Here is a 16,392-nt window from a genome sequence, read left to right on the forward strand (position 1 = left end):
GTGTATCCACCTTAACTTAATGATTTTTACCAAAATCATTAGGGGATTCATCAGGGCGCAGGGTTTAACATTGTCTGGCCGCAGTTCCTGACGCTGCTGGCGATTGGCAGTACGTTCTTCCTGATAGCGCTGCTGCGTTTCAGAAAGACGATTGGCACGATGGCGTAAATATTATTGCCGGGTGGCGGCTGCGCCTTATCCGGCCTACAAACGAGAACGAATGTAGGCCGGGCAACAAAACAAGCAATTACTCTTCTTTCGGCAGGCACTGCAGATGACCGTGGCGCACGCCGCGCTGGGAAATCACGTCATCGGCAAAATGCTGCACATCGCCCATGTCACCTTTTAGCACAGCGATTTCCAGACAGTCGTCATGGTTGATGTGCACGTGCAGCGTGGCGACTGATAAATCGTGGTGGTGATGTTGGGTGGAAACAATACGGCTCGCCAGGTCACGCTTCTCATGCTCATAAACATACGAGAGCACTGCGAATCCCTGAGTGCCGTGCTCCTGGGTGGTTTCCTGCGCCAGTGCGCCGCGCAGAATATCGCGGATCGCTTCGGAACGGTTGTTATAGCCACGGCGCTGGCTCAGGCTGTCGAGCGTTTCCAGTAAATCGTCATCGAGGGTAATGGTGACTCGTTGCATCTGCAATTAACCTTTCATGTGGCGCGTGGGCGCACAGGGAGTAAGGGGAATAGCGTATTTTGTAACACACGTCCGGCATCCGGGGAAAAGGTTAATGCTCTCGCAATAAACGCAGCAGGGTTGTTACCTGTTCATCCAGCGGCGCGAGCGTGTCTTTGACGATCAGATGCAGCGGGGTGGCACGGCGAGCGCCATGGCTTAACGGCAGCGGTCGTAATAGCTCCTGCTCAAGCTGCTGCTGAATTCGCTCCTCAGGCAACCAGCCATAACCGACCTGATACATCACCGCCTCAATCGCGGCATCAATGGTCGAGAAGGTCCAGGCATCGCGCACCGCTTGCTGAGGGTTGTCGCGATCGGCAATGCGAATCAGCGGCCACGCGCGTAACGCGTCTTCATCCAGCGGCGCATTCAGCATGCAGAGCGGGTGATCGCGGTGGGCAACGGCCACGAAGTCAATATTCATCAGCCATTCGCCGCGGCCGGTGATATCCTGGCGTCGGGTCAGGACCATCACGTCCGCATCGGCATGCGCCGCCAGTCGATCGTCAGCATTCTCCAGTACTTCGGTCAAACGTACCTGCGTCTGCGGCCACGCCTGCTGAAACTGCTTGAGGATCGCGAACAGGCGTTTGCGTGGGAAGATGCTATCTACCATGAAATCCAGCCGCGTTCGCGTGCCGTTTTGCAACGTTGCTGCCCGGGTTTCCACCCATAAAAAGGCCTTCAGTAACGGTTTGACCTGGCCCAACAGTAGCTCTCCCGCAGGGGTTAATACCGCCCTGCGACCTTCCGGCGTCAGCAGCGTCACGCCAAGCCGCTCCTGCAGTAGCGCCAGATTGTAGCTCACCGAAGACTGGCTACGGTTGGTCTCTTCCGCAGCTTTAGCAAAGCTGCCCAGCTCCACCACTTTCTCCAGTAAGGCCCATTGCTCCAGCGTTGTCTTGTGCATAACTCATCTAAAAATTGAATGAATATGATGTAAACATAGCGTTATTCATCCAATTTTTGAAGCGGTAAGATCCTCGCATCAAGTAAGAGGAGAACGAATATGAGCACTTTTGATAAACATGATTTGAGCGGCTTTGTCGGCAAACATCTGGTCTATACCTACGATAATGGCTGGAATTACGAGATCTACGTGAAAAACGACACCACTCTGGATTACCGTATTCACAGCGGCATTGTGGGGAATCGTTGGGTGAAGGATCAGCGGGCGTACATTGTGCGGGTTGGCGAGAGTGTTTATAAAATTTCATGGACCGAACCGACCGGGACCGACGTCAGCCTGATCGTGAATCTGGGCGACAAACTCTTTCACGGCACCATCTTTTTCCCACGCTGGGTGATTAACAATCCGCAAAAAACGGTCTGTTTCCAGAATGACCATATTCCGCTGATGATGTCATATCGCGATGCGGGTCCGGCATATCCAACTGAGGTGATTGACGAGTTTGCGACCATCACCTTCGTGCGTGACTGTGGGGCGAATAATGACAGCGTTATTGCCTGTGCGGCCAGTGAATTGCCGGAAAACTTCCCGGAAAATTTACGCTAAGGCTTCCAGACGCTGCACGGCGTCGGCGGTCAGGGTAAACGGCGTGGGGGTACACACCGCCAGGCTCAGGGTATCGAGCTGGCACTGGCTGACTGAGAGTGAGGAGGTTAGCGCGGTGCTGTCGACGCTGACAATTTGCCAGGCGCTGCCGCCACGCTGTTTCACGATAGCTTCTTTACGCGTCCAGATGCGCCAGAACGCCGCCAGCTGTTGCTCCGGGTGTTCGGCCTCAACTTCGGCATGTTCCCTGAGACTGAACACCGTATTTGCCAGCGTCTGCCAGTTATCGCGCGGGCGAACGACTTCAATATCACAGCCGACTTCCCCTTCGTCGCTGAGCAGCAGGGCAATATCATCACCGCTGTGGCTGAGATTGAACCACAGCGGTGTGTCGGCGGAAAAGGCCGGTTTTCCTTGCTCGCTGTAGATGATGTCCGGTAATGGCGAAAGAGTATGGGAAAGCAGCACGCGACCTGCCAGCCAGCGCGCACGACGAGCGCCTTGCGGGGCCTGCTCACGCAGTGCGGCAGGCAGTGTGCCAGCGCTTAAAACAGAAACTTTCCCAAGAACGATCCGGTACATATCAGGGCCAACGTTTAATGATGATAGAAGTATTTATGCCGCCAAACGCAAAGTTATTGCTCTGCAAAAATTCGCAATCAATCTTGCGGGCTTTACCCATAATGTAATCCAGCGCTCCACAATTAGCATCTGGCTGACTCAAATTTAGCGTAGGCGCAAACCAGCCTTCTCGCATCATTTGCAGACTCATCCAGGCCTCTAGTGCGCCACAAGCGCCAAGGGTATGTCCAAAATAGCTTTTAAGCGAGGATAGCGGCACATTATCACCATAAATTGCAGCGGTTGCCTGACTTTCTGCAATATCACCGCGATCGGTTGCGGTACCGTGCGCTGAAATATATCCGATATCGCGGGCGCTAATACCGGCCATATTCAGCGATTTTTCCATGCAAATCTGCATTGTTTCGCGCTGTGGCTGGGTGATATGGGCAGCATCGCAGTTAGTGGCAAAGCTAACGATTTCACCATAAATCGTTGCTCCGCGCGCTTTAGCGTGTTCCAGCTCTTCCAGCACCAGCGTACCTGCGCCTTCTCCGATGACCAGACCATCGCGATTTTCATCGAACGGGGAGGGGGTGGTTTTCGGCTCGTCGTTGCGCTGGCTGGTAGCGAACAGTGTATCAAACACGGCGGCTTCGGAAGGACACAGTTCTTCTGCACCGCCGGCGACCATCACTGTTTGATAACCGTGCCGAATGGCTTCCCATGCGTAACCAATTGCCTGGCTACCGGATGTGCAGGCGCTGGATGTCGGAATGACTCGCCCCCGCAGCCCAAAAAATAATCCAGTGTTAACGGCAGTGGTGTGCGGCATCATTTGCACGTAGGTCGTGCCGGTGATGTTATTAGTATGCTTCTCGGTCAGCATGGTCGCGAACTCGCTCACTGGACCGGTACTACCGGTTGATGAACCATAAGCGATCCCGGTTTCACCGTTAGTCAGTACCCGATCGCCAATCAGCCCGGCCTGCTCAAGCGCCAGCTCTGTTGCGCGGGTGGACATCAGCGATACGCGACCCATGGCGCGAATTCGCTTGCGGGTATAGTGTTCCGGTAGAGTGAAGTCGTCGATCGGCGCACCCAGCAGTGTGTGCAGTCCGTCATAAACCTGCCACTCCGGCATTTTGCGTACCGCATTTTCATATGCCAATAACCTGGCGGAGACAGCCTGCCAGTTTTCCCCAAAGGCGGTGACGCCGCCCATGCCTGTAATCACGACACGACGTGTCATAACATCCCTCCATTGATGGAAATCACCTGGCGAGTTACATAGCCCGCCACATCCGACATTAAATAACTGGCAAGCCCGGCCACTTCTTCAGCCTGACCTATCCGTTTCATGGGGATCATCGACATCGCCTCTTTCAATGCGGCTTCTTCCATCTCGATCATCCCGGTATCAATGAGTCCCGGTGCAATGCAGTTTACGGTAATTTTGCGTTTTGCCAGTTCGATGGCCAGCGCTTTAGTGGCACCAATAATTCCGGCTTTTGCAGCACTGTAATTGACCTGACCACGGTTGCCCATCACGCCCGAAACCGAAGACAGTGTGATGATACGGCCCCCCTTGCGTGCGCTGATCATCGGCATAATGCACGGATGAATGACGTTGTAAAAGCTGTCGAGGTTGGTATGGATCACCGCATCCCAGTCGTTATCACTGAGCGCAGGGAAAGCGGCATCACGAGTGACCCCAGCGTTGCTAACAATGCCGTACCATGCGCCGTTTGCCTCAATATCTTGCGACAGTATTTCGCGGCACTGCTCGCGATTGGCAACATCAAATGTCAACAGGCGCCCTGCGCCGCCAGCGGCGAGGATAGCATCCAGCGTTTCTTGTGCTCCTTGCACATCGCGATGATAGTGTACGCCGACCACAAAACCGTCCGCGGCCAGTTGTCTGGCGATTGCGCGACCGATACCTTTGCTGGCACCCGTAACTAAAACTGAACGGCTCATGTGGACGCTCCTTGTTGAAATAGCGTGTTAATTTCTTCTGATGTCGGCTGGAAGGTGTTGACGCGACCGGTCGCCAACGTCTCGTTGTCTGCCTGGATGGCACATTCAAAGCTACCGAATCGTGCATCCTGCATCAGCAATTTGACATGGATGCTCAGCTTCTTCCCGGCAGGTAGAACACCTGTAGCACAGACTAACTCACGTGCGCCCAGTACCATGCCTAACGTAATACTCGCCTGACCTTGTTGCTGGCGGTGCCAGCCAGACCAGACGCCAATGGTCTGCGCCATCAGTTCCAGTGCGAACCAGCCAGGTAGATTGCCATCGGGGTCGAGGAAAGGGGCCAGTACGCTGTTTGCTGATACCGTCACGTGGCAGATGGCGGTTTCGTCCGCCACACTGACGACCTCTTCAAGGAGCAGCATCGGCGCATCATGCGGCAAATAGTCGCCCGGTGATAAATAGTGGCTCATGAGATTCTCCCGAGCAGGATGCTGGCATTATTACCGCCAAAGGCAAACGAATTTGACAAGATAACCGGGCGAGTCAGCGACTGCGGCTGTTCAATGATGCCGCAGGCTGGCAATGTTTCATCGCGTGGTGACTGGCTAAAATCCTGCGGTGGTAGCGGCAGGTCGCGTTGCAGAATCAACACACCGATAGCTGCTTCGGTGATCCCCGCGGCGCCCAGTGTGTGCCCGGTCAGGTGTTTGGTTGAACTGCACGGGACCGTTTCGCCAAATAGCGCGCTCACGACGTTGGACTCAATCTGATCGTTTAGCGGTGTAGCGGTACCGTGCAGATTGATATAGCCCACATGTTCCGGCGTCATTCCTGCGTCGTTAAGCGCCTGGCCGATGGCGCGAATGGCACCTTCCCCCTGTGGATGGGGAGCCGAAATATGGTACGCGTCGCTGGATTCGCCGACGCCAAGGAGCGCGATAGGCTGTGGCTCGCGGGTTAATACCATCAAGGCGGCGCCTTCGCCAATGGTGATCCCACAACGGTCGCGGCCAAACGGCTGACACAGTGTTGGGGAGAGTGATTCCAGACTGTGGAATCCGTTAATTGGCATTCGGCTTAGCGTATCCGCACCGCCGACAATGGCGATATCGACCAGACCAGATTCGATCAAACGACGTCCGCTCATGATAGCCCTTGCACTGGACGAGCAGGCGGTTGAGAGCGTAAAGGCCGGGCCATCCAGCGCCAGCCAGTGGCTAAGAAAACGCGACGGATCGCCCAGTTCCTGTTGCGGATAGCGCCAGTCAGTGCTCTCTTTGCCGTTGAGCATCAAATCAACGTGAACGTCACCCTCATCCAGGCCGGAGGTGCTGGTGCCGAGAACAACAGCAATACGATCGCGACCAAATCGGGCGATAGCGTCGTCCACCTGCGGCTGGATTTGCATCAGTGCTGCCAGCAATAGCTGGTTGTTGCGCGAACGATGAGCGCTAAAGTGCTGAGGAATAGCGGGTAACTCACCGTCAACGCCTGCTAACACGGCGGATGGGTGTCCTTGCAGCCAGCCCGTGCGCGGGCGCATTCCCGGCGCTATGCCACGAGTGAGGTTGGCTGCGATTTCATCAGTGTTATTGCCCAACGCGTTAATCATGCCAACGGCAGAAATGTAGATCATCTCAGTCACCCAGATATTGAATGGTGATGTGGTATTTAAAAACGTGCTGCTCAATGCTGATCGGTTCGCGTTTTCCTCTTCGATTCAGATACGTGATTTCCGTGACCACTTTGCCGCGTGCATTGCGCAGCTCACGCTTATCACCCGTATCGACGAGCGTCCAGCCTGTGGGTAATTGCGGTTGCCAGGTGCTAATCGGCCAATGGCTAAGCATCACGTCAGCCAGCACCTGGCTGGCTGGCGGCAATTGTGGAACGATGATCGATTGCTCGGTGTGCAGTCCTTTTTCATCGTAAGTCACGAGGAACAGGCGAATGCCGACTGATGACAGCCCGGCAAGTGTGATTTTCTTGTCATCAGCATTGAGCATGACCAACAGTGACTGAGTTTTGCCGTTAAAACTACCGGTTAGTAGTTGTTGCGAATTCACCGCGGGAGAAATCCCCGGAGCAGGTAGCGTTACACGAATACCCGGCTCTAACCAGGCTTGCGGGCGGCCTTTCTGTTCCGGCTGTGAGTGGCTGCAACCTGCCAGCAGCAACGTGGCGACGAGCAGGCCCTGTCGGATGGCGCTGCGCTTATCCGGTCTACAAATGGTGTGCTGACGTAGATCGGATAAGGCAATGCCGCCATTCTGCAAAAGCCCACTCAACCAACGAAATATCGGTTTACTCATCGTTTTTTCTTCTCTCTTTTCGTTGGCATCGCCAGCGGTGACAGCAAAAATGCGGTGAAAATACCGCTTACTAGCACAATGCCAAAACTGCTGATTGCCTGAGTGGCACTAAAGACCAGCATGCCGAGCGTCAGGAGCGTGGTCATCATCGCCAGCGTGATAGCCAGCAGCGACGTCAGTGGCGTACCGCGTGGATTACTGAAAAACAGCGTGTAGTTAATGCCAATTCCCAGTACCAGCACCAGTGCCAGCAGCGAGAACAAGTTGAGCGCATGACCGCTCAGGGCCAGTACTGCCAGACCACAACCTAAAGACAGCACTGAGGGCACCAGGCTAATTAAGCCCTTACGCCAGCCAAGCCGAATGACAGCGCCACAGGCAATCACCGCCAGCGCAATGCACAGCAGGCCGGTCAGAATATGGCGATAAAGGGCAAACAGGTTGTCAAAGCTGCTCTTGCGATCCACCCACGCCACGCCGGAATATTTCGCGCTGAGCGTATTTAAAGCATCACTTTGTTTCACCCCTTCAACGGGAACCAATACGCTGCTTTCGCCATCAGCCAGAGACAGCCATAGCAAGCGCCAGCCTTCACTGGCTGGGCTGGCAAGCCAGGCATCGACGGTTACAGGCATGGCGCTAAGATCGGGGTTCACCGTTGCCAGCCCGGCGTTGTTTAGGGCTTTCGTGATGGCGGGAGAAGCATCTTTTAGCAGAGAGAGATCCTGGTGTTGCCGGGCGAGTGAATTGAGCGGAATAGTGCGATATCCGCTGAGTAATCCGTCTTTTTTTGCCTGTTCCAGCGCGGGGGTAAAGGTTTCCAGCCGCTCCAGCGTTTGCTGAGCGGATTTGCCGTACACCACAAACCACTTCTGGTCGACGCTTTGCCCGGTCAGGGCGGTAATCGCTTTTTCCTGAGCGAGAATTTCCTGCGGCAACGCCTGTAACTGGGAGATATCATCATCTACGCGCAGCGTCGCTATTCCTGCCAGCGAGAACAACGCCAGTGCCAGCGGCAGGCCAACGGAGAGTTTTTTATTGCGTCGCCATGCAGCAAGCCAGCGTAGCATGAGTACCATTGCCGGCACCGGGCGTACCGGCAACCGACGACACAACCACGGGTGCCAGAAAATGACCGTCAGGCAGGAGGCGCTCAGACCTACCGCCGCGAATACCGCCATCTGGCGAATACCGGGGAAGGGGGCCAGCATCATAATCAGATAAGCCGCTACGGTGGTGAATAGCGCCAGGAGCAGGGCATTGCGCACTTTGGCAAGGCTTTGCCATGGCGATGTTTCCGCACCGTGCACCATTCGTTCGGTCAAATAGTAGAGCGTATAGTCGGCGGAAATACCGATGATGCTCATGCTCATCACCAGCGTCATCAGATGGAGCTCGCCAAAAATCAGCAGCGTGACGACGGTCCCCGCCAGCGCACCAATGCCAATCGAAATCAGGCACAGCAGCAGCGGACGCAGCGAACGAAATACAGCCACGATGAGCAGGATCACCCCGAGCACAGTGGCTATGCCGAGAGTAGAGATATCTTTTTTCGCCTGCTGGCTGGCGTAATCGCTATAGAACAGCGTCCCGCGAGACAGCAGTTGAGCCTGTGGATAGTGGGCTTTGAGCTCACCTTCCAGCGTATTCAACGTGGTGACCAATTGGTGCGTCTGTTGCATATCAAACGATGAACCGGTCAGTTCGCCATGTAACAGATACCAATAGTTGCCTTGCTCATCCTGGGTGACCAGCCAGCCGTCCATCAGGCGCAGACGCTGCCCAGTTTTGGCCATGGCCAGCTGCGAGCCACGCATCAGCATGAAGGGATCGTTTTGTAGCTCTTTGCCACTGACGCCGGAGAATGCGGAGTAAAGTTGGGACAGGATCCACTGGCCCTGCGCTTCGCCGCCGTTTTGCAGCCGGGCGCGGGTCTCGTTATCTATCAGGCCGTTACGATGTTGCCAGAAGAATGCCCCCCAGGCCTGCTGGCTGTCGGCATCCATTGGACCTTTTACCTGGGCTAGCGCGTGCGATTTTTGCAGTAAAGCCAGCCAGTCCCGGGCTATCGCTGGGTCCGGTTGCTTACCGGGACTCACCAGCCAGACCACCTGACGGTCAAGGCGCTGCATAAATCCCTCGTTCAGACCCGGAGGTATAGCGCCCAGCGTCTGCTTTGGCAACATGGCCAGCACGCTGCTGTTAAGGCGGGCCTGAGGTAGCAGCGTCAGAAAGATGCCCAGCAGAAGCAGGCAGATGACTCCCCATAACAGCGCGGGACGTTTACTGGGCGGCAAAGCGTTGGCGTTCGTCATCGGTCAGTTGCGCTGGCGTTAGTTGGTGTTGGGAAAGCGCGATATCGGTGCGATCGCCCTGTTTATCATTGAGCTGAATGCTCTCCAGGTAGGTCTTTCCTGCTAAATCAATCGTCGCAAAAATCTTATCCAGTGGTGTGGTGATTGGCGTCAGGCGTAGCGTCCAGCGACCTTCTCCTAAGTCTGCGAACTCCACGCGGAAGTTTTGCTCCAGCACTTTACGATCCGCCTGGAATAACGCCCGTAGCAGATGATTAAACTGGAACATTTGCGGGTTATTCTCAGCGGTAACGGTCTGCGGTGGTTGACCGTTAATTGCCTGAACCATCCGTTTGTCATCCAGCAGCAGCTGCATCGGGAACGGGGACGTTTGATCCCACAGCAACCCCTTGTCGCGGGCGATCAACATCTTGCCCTGAGATCGCAGCGGTTGTGGTAGATCCTTTATCGTCCGGGTTTGATCGAAGTGGGCGCGAACCACCGGTTGTTCGGTAAAACGCTGTTGTAGGGAGTCGAGCGTCAGGGCACTGACGAAAGGGCTGACGAGCAGCACGAGCAATGGCCATAATTTCATGGTGTCACTCCCATCCGTTCAAACAGAATATCCGGGCTGACAAAGCACAGTTCACGGCTTTTTTCGTCGACGGCGACCTGGATGGTGTAGCCTGTTGTAGCACGTTTACCTGTTTCGGCATCAAAAATTTCGTAGCCGATTCGCAGGCGATTTTCGTACTCTTTAATTTGGGCGCGTACACGGATACGCTGCTCGAAAGTCAGCGCATTGCGATACTTCACCCGAGTGTCGACCACGGGCCACAGATAGCCAGATTCTTTCATCTGCCGATAGCCATAATCGAATTGGTTCAGCAGTGCCTCACGGGCAATCTCGAAGTAACGGAAGTAGTTACCATGCCACGCTACGCCCATCATATCGACGTCGTGAAACGGAATAGTTAGCTCGACTTCAGCCGTAAAACGGGGATCGTTAAGCACCCTTTACTCCTTGTCATTGGTGTCCGGCAGTTGCCAGAAATCGAAAAAGTTAAACCAGTCGAGGGGCGACTGAAGCGCATAGTGCTCAAGGCGTTCGGCGTATCGATCGACAGTATTCTGTAATGCCTGTTGTCGTGTGGCGCGCGGTAAGAGCAGCGGGTCGGCAAACGGTTCGCAGTAGATGTGGAGTTTCTCCTGCTGGCGCAGGGCAAAAATCAGATCTACAGGGCAGCGTAAAATAGACGCAAGAATAAACGGGCCCTGAGGGAATGGCGCGTTTTGCCCCATAAAGCGGCTCCAGCACACACGCCACTCGCCGCCGCGTTGGGGATTGACTGCGATGCGATCGCCTACGATGGCTACCCATTCACCGCGCTCCAGTTTCTCTTTGAGCAGAATGGCAGTATCTGGACCAATACTGTTCACCGGGAGCAGATTTAATCCAGCCTGCGGCGCCATCTCTTGCATGATCTGTTTAAAGCGTTGGGCGTTATCGCTAAATACCAGCGCATTGATTGTTTTACTGCCCTGTAGCTGGGCCAGTGCCCGACAGGCTTCGACATCGCCAAGATGTGAAGCCAGCAGCAGTTTTCCCCGAGGATCGCTGACATTTAGCGTTTTTTCTGCGCCTGGTGCAAAAATCACATCGCGACCGAAGTGCAGTTCACCGCGCCAACTGGCAATCTTATCCAGCATCGCGCCGCCAAAACGCAGGAAATGCTGATAACTGGTCAGGTTTGGCGGTACTGGCATCCGGCGTGTGATCAGTTGCGCTCTTACGCGGCTAATCCAGCGTTGAGAGGCTTTTCGGGCAGTTGAAGCGCTGAGCCAGTATACGCCGACGACCGGATACAGCAGCAGGGAGAAGGCTTTGCGGCCCAGTACACGCCAGACCAGCAGCATCAGACGCATTCCCCACAACCCTTTGACTTCCTGTTGCTGCGCCCAGTGTGTCGATGAACGACGACACAGCAGGGAGGGGATGCGCGGCAACATGCCAAAGAACAGGCGAGTGTGCATCAATGAAATGTGCAGATTGTCTTTAAGCGCGTCGAAATGGGATAGCCCGTCCTGCGGATAGGTGACTCGCGTGGGGATAAAATAGCTGGTGTTGCCTTGCCAGTAGAGGCGCACCATCACTTCAGTATCAAAATCCATCCGTTTGCCAAGCGTTACACGCTGTGCCAGTTGCAGCGTGGGGGCCACCGGATACACCCGGAAGCCGCACATACTGTCTTTGAGCTGCAACGAGAGCGTTTCTATCCACACCCAGATATGGGTTACCCAACGACCGTACAGGCGCGAGCGAGGGACCGAATCATCGTAAATCGGTTGTCCGGAAATCAGTGCTGTCGGATGTTCTTTTGCCAATGCAAGCAGCCTGGGAATATCTTCAATGGCATGTTGCCCGTCGGCATCGACCTGCACTGCATGACTGAACCCGGCATCTGCTGCCGTCTGCATTCCGCGAATAACCGCCGCGCCTTTGCCTGCGTTGATGGGCAGGCGAATTAACGTCAAATTGCTGTATTCTGCCGCCAGGCGTGCCAGTTCATCTCGTGTAGTCTCGTCGCTGCCATCGTCCACCACAATGCAGGGGAGATTGAACGGCCGAAGACGATCCAACACGTCCGACATCATCGCGCCGTGGTTGTAGCAGGGGATCAACACGCATGGGGAAAAGGTCAACGGCATAACCGAATCTTCCCGCTGCTGGCGGTATGGCGCACGTCACCGTCGTGGCGCTGGTAGCTAAAAGTGAGCATCTGACGCGCTTCCTGCCAGCTCAGACTCAGGGTGACGGTGGCCTCTGGCAATAGTGGTGACTGGAACTTCACGTTTTGAATACTGTGGAAACGCCAGCCAGGGACCAGCAGCGTGGTGGCGTAATCCATCGCCCAGTTTAGCTGTGCAACGCCCGGCAGCAGTGGCTGTACGCTAAAATGCCCGCTGAACCAAAACAGAGAAGGGTCGAGTTGTAAAACAATCTCAGCCTGATGAGGTAGTGCCTGATGGCGCTCGATTTCATGGGGTTTCATGAAATAACTCCTGTAATTGCGCATAGACACGCTTGTTCATACTGTTGACCGGAATCTCATCAATCACCCGCCAGTAGCGGGGAACAGCGACCGGCTCCAGCCAGGGCAGCAGCGAACGTCGCCAGGTCAGTTCTTGCGGTTTACCACCGCACTCAAGCCAGCGTTGCCGGGCTTCGTCATCCAGTACCAGCAGGACACCAACGCCCTGACGTCCTCCGCGTGAGACGGGCAATGCTGCGACTTCACGGATACCGTCCAGTGCCAGTAAACGTTGCTCCACTTCGCTGAGTGAAATGCGTTTCTCTTCAATCTTGACCACCCGCCCGCGTCTGCCCATCAGGCGGAACTGTCCGTTTTCGATAAACTGAAGAATATCATCGAGTAACAGGCCATCATCAGCTGCAATTAGTGGTGAAAACACACGAAACGCGTCGTCTTCTGACTGGAATCTGACTCCGGGAAAAGGCAGCCATGTCACATCATCCTGATGGCGATAGCGCCACGCGAGGATTCCGGTTTCAGTGCTGCCGTAGATCTCATCGGGCCAGACATTCAGCCAGTCAGCAGCCTGCTTGACGTCCTGCCAGGACAGCATGCCGCCCGCGGAAAGAATCAACTCGATTGGCGGCGGTGTCAGGTGGTGGTCGAGGCGTTTCAGAAACGCCGGACTGCTGATAAACGCATACCGATGATCAGGGCTCAGTGCCGCCAGTTGTTCGGCATACCAAAGCATCGCCGCATGCAGCGGGAGGCCTAAAGCCATCGGCAAGAAGATACGAAACGTCAGACCATACAGGTGTTGCGGTACCACTGACGCGACGACCCGGCAACCTGCCAGACGATCAGCAAAACGCGTAGCGAGCAATGCTGCTTCGCTATCCAGACGAGCAATCGGTTTGATTACGCGTTTCGGCTGGCCGGTCGAACCGGAAGTGAATAGCTCCACAAAGGCGTCACTGCGTATTATCGGGAACGTGATGTCGTGGGCCACAGATGTCATGGCAGAGCTGACCACTCGCAGCGTTCCCTGCCAGTCCAGCGCTTTATCGCTCAGTACGCCATCAAACAGCAAGTGCTGCTCGTTTAACAACGAGACGCGACAATGTCCCGGGATCACCGGTGTTTTGCCAGCATGGAGCGTTGCCAGCAACGCGACGATGAATAAATAGCTGTTCTCGAAGCATAATGCCCAGCGTTCACCTTCCTGCTGCTGCAGTTGCGTTATCAACTGGGCCACATCATGGCGCAGATGGCCAAGTGTCCACGTATGATCTTCTTGCCACGCAACAGGAATGTCGTCCGGTCGTGGGGCACAGAGCCATTGAGCAAGTGTGAGGGGCTGCTTCATTGGGTATCTCGCTTTATCACCAGTTGGCGAACTAACCACTCGCCTACCATCAATGTCCCCATCAGCAGATAGGAAACCATACCGTTCCAGGTCGTCCACAGGGTCATATCGCCATTCAATGCAGTAAAGAGCGCAACGCTGCCATTGATGATGAAAAAGGCGCACCAGATGAGTGTCACAAGGTACGTGTAGCGCACGCCTGCTTCGGGCAGATTTGGTTCGCGCAGCCGCGCCAGACGTTCAACGATGGGCATCGCTGACCACAGAGAACCACCAAAAACCGACAGCATGACGGCGTTTACCACTACGGGATAAAACAGCAGCAGCTGGTGCGTTTTGAGCAGATAACTGGCAATGCATAAGGTGATACCCGCGATCACCACTACCTGTGTCACGACGCGCAACGGTCCCGCCTGTCGCCGGACCTGGCGAAAGCGTAAAAAAAGGAGTAGCGCCATTAACGGCAGCAACCAGTGCAGACTGTTATGCGCCAGGCCAAACCAGATCAAAAACGGCCAGGCCAACAACAGTAGACCTGTCAGCAGTTGTACGACTGGCAGGGAGCGAGTGCCTGACACGGTGAATTACGCTTCTATGAGAAGGCGTTCAACCGCATCGACGACATCTTGTACGGTGCGTACTGCTTTGAACTCTTCCGGCTTGATTTTCTTACCGGTTTTCTTTTGAAGATGCACGATCATGTCGACTGCGTCGATGCTGTCGAGTTCCAGATCTTCGTACAGGCGCGCTTCAGGCTTAATATCTTGCGGGTCAACTTCAAACAGCTTGACCAGCAGTGAGGAGACTTCATCGTAAATGGCTTTTTGTTCGGTCATAACGGACTATCCTCAGGCACGTTGCGCGTGAATGAAAGATGCCAGCGTGGCGACGGAGAAGAAGTGCTGACGCATTTCTTCGCTCTCCGCTGAGAGGACCACGCCATACTCGTTTTTCACCGCCAGACCCAGCTCCAGGGCATCGATTGAGTCCAGGCCTAAGCCATCGCCAAAGAGTGCCGCTTCGGTTTCAATATCGTCAGCTGTTAGTTCGTCGAGATTCAATGTCGTTATAATGAGATTTTTGATTTCAAGATAAAGCGCTTGCATCATTAATTCCTGAAAGAGGTAAAGTACCTGGTTGTAATTGAAGCAAAAGATGCCGGTTCAACTGCCTTGCGGCCAGCGCCGGTTCTTGTGAATTTGCGTCGTAAAATTGGTCGATCTTAACCCGCTCGTGTACTGAAATGGTAAACATGGGTTTTACCGATGGGACGTCGTACCATTGGCTTTCTTTGTTCAGCATTTGTTCACTGCATTTAATGGTCACTATGCGTAAATCACTGCTGCAGCGCACGGCGATATTCGCCGCACCACGCTGTAACGTCATTTCCTCTCCGGGGCGTGTACGGGTTCCCTCGGGGAAAATTAAAATAGTATCGCCTTGTTCCAGACGTTGCTGGCACGCGGGCAATAGCGCGTCAGCCTGGCTGTTAATCAGATAATCTGCCGCCCGGACCACGCCGCTGAGGAACGGATTTTTTAGTAGTGCACTTTTCACCAGACAGTCGGTTTCGGGCATTACCGATGCCAGTAGCACGTAATCGATGAGCGTCGGGTGGTTGGCGACGACCAGGCATCCTTGTTCATTGCGTAAAATATCTCGTCCTTCAATTTGGTAGTCCAACACACCAAGCCGTTTCGCCACCGTTAAAAAGAGGCGAAAACTGGCGGCGATGCTGCGTCTGGCGATACGCCGACGTCGGGCTTTATCCCATATCGCGATCAGCAAGACGTTAAACCAGAACGTAGAAAGAAGGAGTCCGCCGAGGCCAAACAGGGCAAAGCAAAGACCGGTCATCACCAGTCGCCATACCCGGTTAAGCCGCAGGAGCATCGTGTTCATCCCTGACTCCACTGCCATTGTACGCGTTCGCCAGACAGGGTAAACGCCTTGGTATCTTGCAAGTAATGTTGTAAAAACAATAGGCTTTGCGGCAACGTTGTCTCACCCCGCCCGCAGTGCGGACGGGTTTCACATTGCCAGCTATCACCGGATTCAATGACCAGCGCGACGGCAAACGGCCATGTTGGCATGTCAGGTGGTAACTGTGGGTGATAAAACTCGGGCAGAAAACCGTCGAAATCGACCATCAATACGCGCTGATATCCCGCCTGCAACAGCCCGATGACTTCACATAGCCCTTGCTGGAACGTATCCCTACCAGCAGAAAGCGAGGAGGAGGCAATCGGTTTTTTCGCAGCGATCGTCAGGTTACCCACAGCAGAGTTATGTACAGAGAGGGCAAAATCGGTTGGTGAGAGTGCCTGCCCAGTCGCCAGGGCGTGCAGGATCCTGTAGTTACGCTCCAGTTCACCATGGCGGCTTGTATACAAAACAGCATTGATATCATGGCGGCGTAGCATCGCCAGCCCACAATCGACGGCCAGTTTGCTGCCGGAACTGAGGCGGCGAGCCGTCATCATCGGTAACTCGTTGAGCTTAGCCAATGGCGCAGTGGGATCGATGGCGTGCGAAAGCCGTGACCATTCATGCCACTGTTCTGTTTCGCTTAACCCTGGCGCCCTGGCCTGCCAGTCTATAATGTTGAAAGCAAATTTCATCAACGCGTATCCG

The 16,392-nt window shown here is 54.8% G+C and carries 20 protein-coding genes and 1 pseudogene; 2 read left to right on the forward strand and 19 right to left on the reverse strand.

Annotated features, from left to right (window positions below; genetic code table 11):
* Window positions 1–45 precede the first annotated feature (45 nt).
* Window positions 46–168 (forward strand): annotated as a pseudogene (locus GPJ68_RS25020) (hypothetical protein); the annotation flags it as partial.
* Window positions 169–247: 79 nt separating this feature from the next.
* Here GPJ68_RS25020 and nikR read toward each other — a convergent pair.
* Complete coding sequence (gene nikR, locus GPJ68_RS01235; protein WP_005121550.1) at window positions 248–649, reverse strand: nickel-responsive transcriptional regulator NikR; 402 nt, start codon at window positions 647–649, stop codon at window positions 248–250.
* A 91-nt stretch (window positions 650–740) separates the two neighbouring features.
* Window positions 741–1,601 (reverse strand): LysR family transcriptional regulator, encoded by an 861-nt coding sequence (locus GPJ68_RS01240; protein ID WP_104652223.1) that lies wholly within the window; start codon window positions 1,599–1,601, stop codon window positions 741–743.
* Window positions 1,602–1,700: 99 nt separating this feature from the next.
* Between GPJ68_RS01240 and GPJ68_RS01245 the strand changes: the two genes are divergently transcribed.
* Entirely contained in the window at window positions 1,701–2,207 is a 507-nt protein-coding gene (locus GPJ68_RS01245; protein ID WP_016157682.1) for a phenolic acid decarboxylase, read from the forward strand.
* On the opposite strand, the gene acpT is transcribed toward GPJ68_RS01245, so the two are convergent.
* Genes acpT through GPJ68_RS01330 form a run of 17 tightly spaced genes read right to left on the reverse strand, consistent with a single transcriptional unit; the run spans window position 2,199 to window position 16,379 of the window.
* The gene (acpT, locus tag GPJ68_RS01250) at window positions 2,199–2,789 is read right to left on the reverse strand and encodes a 4'-phosphopantetheinyl transferase AcpT (RefSeq protein WP_016157681.1); all 591 of its coding nucleotides are present in this window, start codon (window positions 2,787–2,789) and stop codon (window positions 2,199–2,201) included. The genes GPJ68_RS01245 and acpT overlap by 9 nt on opposite strands.
* A gap of 1 nt (window position 2,790) precedes the next feature.
* On the reverse strand, window positions 2,791–4,020 hold the full coding sequence (locus GPJ68_RS01255; RefSeq protein WP_047415909.1) for a beta-ketoacyl-ACP synthase: 1,230 nt from the start codon (window positions 4,018–4,020) through the stop codon (window positions 2,791–2,793).
* Entirely contained in the window at window positions 4,017–4,748 is a 732-nt protein-coding gene (locus tag GPJ68_RS01260) for a 3-ketoacyl-ACP reductase FabG2 (protein WP_016157679.1), read from the reverse strand. The genes GPJ68_RS01255 and GPJ68_RS01260 overlap by 4 nt, the downstream gene beginning before the upstream one ends.
* Window positions 4,745–5,221 (reverse strand): hypothetical protein, encoded by a 477-nt coding sequence (locus GPJ68_RS01265; protein ID WP_016154864.1) that lies wholly within the window; start codon window positions 5,219–5,221, stop codon window positions 4,745–4,747. Before GPJ68_RS01265 ends, GPJ68_RS01260 begins: the two co-directional genes overlap by 4 nt.
* A complete protein-coding gene (locus GPJ68_RS01270; protein ID WP_019078112.1) occupies window positions 5,218–6,387 on the reverse strand; it encodes a beta-ketoacyl-[acyl-carrier-protein] synthase family protein in 1,170 nt (389 codons plus the stop codon). The genes GPJ68_RS01265 and GPJ68_RS01270 overlap by 4 nt, the downstream gene beginning before the upstream one ends.
* A 1-nt stretch (window position 6,388) precedes the next feature.
* Window positions 6,389–7,063 (reverse strand): DUF3261 domain-containing protein, encoded by a 675-nt coding sequence (locus GPJ68_RS01275; RefSeq protein WP_016157676.1) that lies wholly within the window; start codon window positions 7,061–7,063, stop codon window positions 6,389–6,391.
* Window positions 7,060–9,378: an MMPL family transporter gene (locus tag GPJ68_RS01280; RefSeq protein WP_104652221.1), complete on the reverse strand. Its 2,319-nt coding sequence runs from the start codon at window positions 9,376–9,378 to the stop codon at window positions 7,060–7,062. The genes GPJ68_RS01275 and GPJ68_RS01280 overlap by 4 nt, the downstream gene beginning before the upstream one ends.
* Window positions 9,347–9,952: an outer membrane lipoprotein carrier protein LolA gene (locus GPJ68_RS01285; protein WP_019078114.1), complete on the reverse strand. Its 606-nt coding sequence runs from the start codon at window positions 9,950–9,952 to the stop codon at window positions 9,347–9,349. Before GPJ68_RS01285 ends, GPJ68_RS01280 begins: the two co-directional genes overlap by 32 nt.
* Window positions 9,949–10,371: a thioesterase family protein gene (locus GPJ68_RS01290; RefSeq protein WP_003827529.1), complete on the reverse strand. Its 423-nt coding sequence runs from the start codon at window positions 10,369–10,371 to the stop codon at window positions 9,949–9,951. The genes GPJ68_RS01285 and GPJ68_RS01290 overlap by 4 nt, the downstream gene beginning before the upstream one ends.
* A 3-nt stretch (window positions 10,372–10,374) precedes the next feature.
* Complete coding sequence (locus GPJ68_RS01295) at window positions 10,375–12,066, reverse strand: glycosyltransferase (RefSeq protein ID WP_047415917.1); 1,692 nt, start codon at window positions 12,064–12,066, stop codon at window positions 10,375–10,377.
* Entirely contained in the window at window positions 12,057–12,410 is a 354-nt protein-coding gene (locus tag GPJ68_RS01300) for a hypothetical protein (protein WP_016157672.1), read from the reverse strand. Before GPJ68_RS01300 ends, GPJ68_RS01295 begins: the two co-directional genes overlap by 10 nt.
* Window positions 12,397–13,758 (reverse strand): AMP-binding protein, encoded by a 1,362-nt coding sequence (locus tag GPJ68_RS01305; protein ID WP_016154857.1) that lies wholly within the window; start codon window positions 13,756–13,758, stop codon window positions 12,397–12,399. Before GPJ68_RS01305 ends, GPJ68_RS01300 begins: the two co-directional genes overlap by 14 nt.
* Window positions 13,755–14,336, reverse strand: a complete 582-nt coding sequence (locus GPJ68_RS01310) for a hypothetical protein (RefSeq protein ID WP_016154856.1) — start codon at window positions 14,334–14,336, stop codon at window positions 13,755–13,757. Before GPJ68_RS01310 ends, GPJ68_RS01305 begins: the two co-directional genes overlap by 4 nt.
* Window positions 14,337–14,342: 6 nt before the next feature.
* Window positions 14,343–14,594, reverse strand: a complete 252-nt coding sequence (locus GPJ68_RS01315) for an acyl carrier protein (RefSeq protein ID WP_047415920.1) — start codon at window positions 14,592–14,594, stop codon at window positions 14,343–14,345.
* 12 nt (window positions 14,595–14,606) lie between these two features.
* Window positions 14,607–14,864: a phosphopantetheine-binding protein gene (locus GPJ68_RS01320; protein WP_016154854.1), complete on the reverse strand. Its 258-nt coding sequence runs from the start codon at window positions 14,862–14,864 to the stop codon at window positions 14,607–14,609.
* Window positions 14,845–15,678, reverse strand: coding sequence for a 1-acyl-sn-glycerol-3-phosphate acyltransferase (locus GPJ68_RS01325; protein ID WP_085951091.1), 834 nt, complete (start codon window positions 15,676–15,678; stop codon window positions 14,845–14,847). The genes GPJ68_RS01320 and GPJ68_RS01325 overlap by 20 nt, the downstream gene beginning before the upstream one ends.
* Window positions 15,657–16,379, reverse strand: coding sequence for a beta-ketoacyl synthase chain length factor (locus GPJ68_RS01330; RefSeq protein WP_019078117.1), 723 nt, complete (start codon window positions 16,377–16,379; stop codon window positions 15,657–15,659). Before GPJ68_RS01330 ends, GPJ68_RS01325 begins: the two co-directional genes overlap by 22 nt.
* Between the last annotated feature and the right edge of the window lie 13 nt (window positions 16,380–16,392).

Source organism: Citrobacter sp. 172116965 (genome assembly GCF_013458095.1).
In the GTDB taxonomy this organism is placed as follows: Bacteria; Pseudomonadota; Gammaproteobacteria; order Enterobacterales; family Enterobacteriaceae; genus Citrobacter; species Citrobacter braakii.

Excerpts from the sequence above, each read along its gene's own strand:
- nikR (WP_005121550.1), bottom strand. The coding sequence starts at position 649 with ATGCAACGAGTCACCATTACCCTCGATGACGATTTACTGGAAACGCTC.
- GPJ68_RS01240 (WP_104652223.1), bottom strand. The coding sequence starts at position 1,601 with ATGCACAAGACAACGCTGGAGCAATGGGCCTTACTGGAGAAAGTGGTG.
- GPJ68_RS01245 (WP_016157682.1), top strand. The coding sequence starts at position 1,701 with ATGAGCACTTTTGATAAACATGATTTGAGCGGCTTTGTCGGCAAACAT.
- acpT (WP_016157681.1), bottom strand. The coding sequence starts at position 2,789 with ATGTACCGGATCGTTCTTGGGAAAGTTTCTGTTTTAAGCGCTGGCACA.
- GPJ68_RS01255 (WP_047415909.1), bottom strand. The coding sequence starts at position 4,020 with ATGACACGTCGTGTCGTGATTACAGGCATGGGCGGCGTCACCGCCTTT.
- GPJ68_RS01260 (WP_016157679.1), bottom strand. The coding sequence starts at position 4,748 with ATGAGCCGTTCAGTTTTAGTTACGGGTGCCAGCAAAGGTATCGGTCGC.
- GPJ68_RS01265 (WP_016154864.1), bottom strand. The coding sequence starts at position 5,221 with ATGAGCCACTATTTATCACCGGGCGACTATTTGCCGCATGATGCGCCG.
- GPJ68_RS01270 (WP_019078112.1), bottom strand. The coding sequence starts at position 6,387 with ATGATCTACATTTCTGCCGTTGGCATGATTAACGCGTTGGGCAATAAC.
- GPJ68_RS01275 (WP_016157676.1), bottom strand. The coding sequence starts at position 7,063 with ATGAGTAAACCGATATTTCGTTGGTTGAGTGGGCTTTTGCAGAATGGC.
- GPJ68_RS01280 (WP_104652221.1), bottom strand. The coding sequence starts at position 9,378 with ATGACGAACGCCAACGCTTTGCCGCCCAGTAAACGTCCCGCGCTGTTA.
- GPJ68_RS01285 (WP_019078114.1), bottom strand. The coding sequence starts at position 9,952 with ATGAAATTATGGCCATTGCTCGTGCTGCTCGTCAGCCCTTTCGTCAGT.
- GPJ68_RS01295 (WP_047415917.1), bottom strand. The coding sequence starts at position 12,066 with ATGCCGTTGACCTTTTCCCCATGCGTGTTGATCCCCTGCTACAACCAC.
- GPJ68_RS01300 (WP_016157672.1), bottom strand. The coding sequence starts at position 12,410 with ATGAAACCCCATGAAATCGAGCGCCATCAGGCACTACCTCATCAGGCT.
- GPJ68_RS01305 (WP_016154857.1), bottom strand. The coding sequence starts at position 13,758 with ATGAAGCAGCCCCTCACACTTGCTCAATGGCTCTGTGCCCCACGACCG.
- GPJ68_RS01315 (WP_047415920.1), bottom strand. The coding sequence starts at position 14,594 with ATGACCGAACAAAAAGCCATTTACGATGAAGTCTCCTCACTGCTGGTC.
- GPJ68_RS01320 (WP_016154854.1), bottom strand. The coding sequence starts at position 14,864 with ATGCAAGCGCTTTATCTTGAAATCAAAAATCTCATTATAACGACATTG.
- GPJ68_RS01325 (WP_085951091.1), bottom strand. The coding sequence starts at position 15,678 with ATGGCAGTGGAGTCAGGGATGAACACGATGCTCCTGCGGCTTAACCGG.
- GPJ68_RS01330 (WP_019078117.1), bottom strand. The coding sequence starts at position 16,379 with ATGAAATTTGCTTTCAACATTATAGACTGGCAGGCCAGGGCGCCAGGG.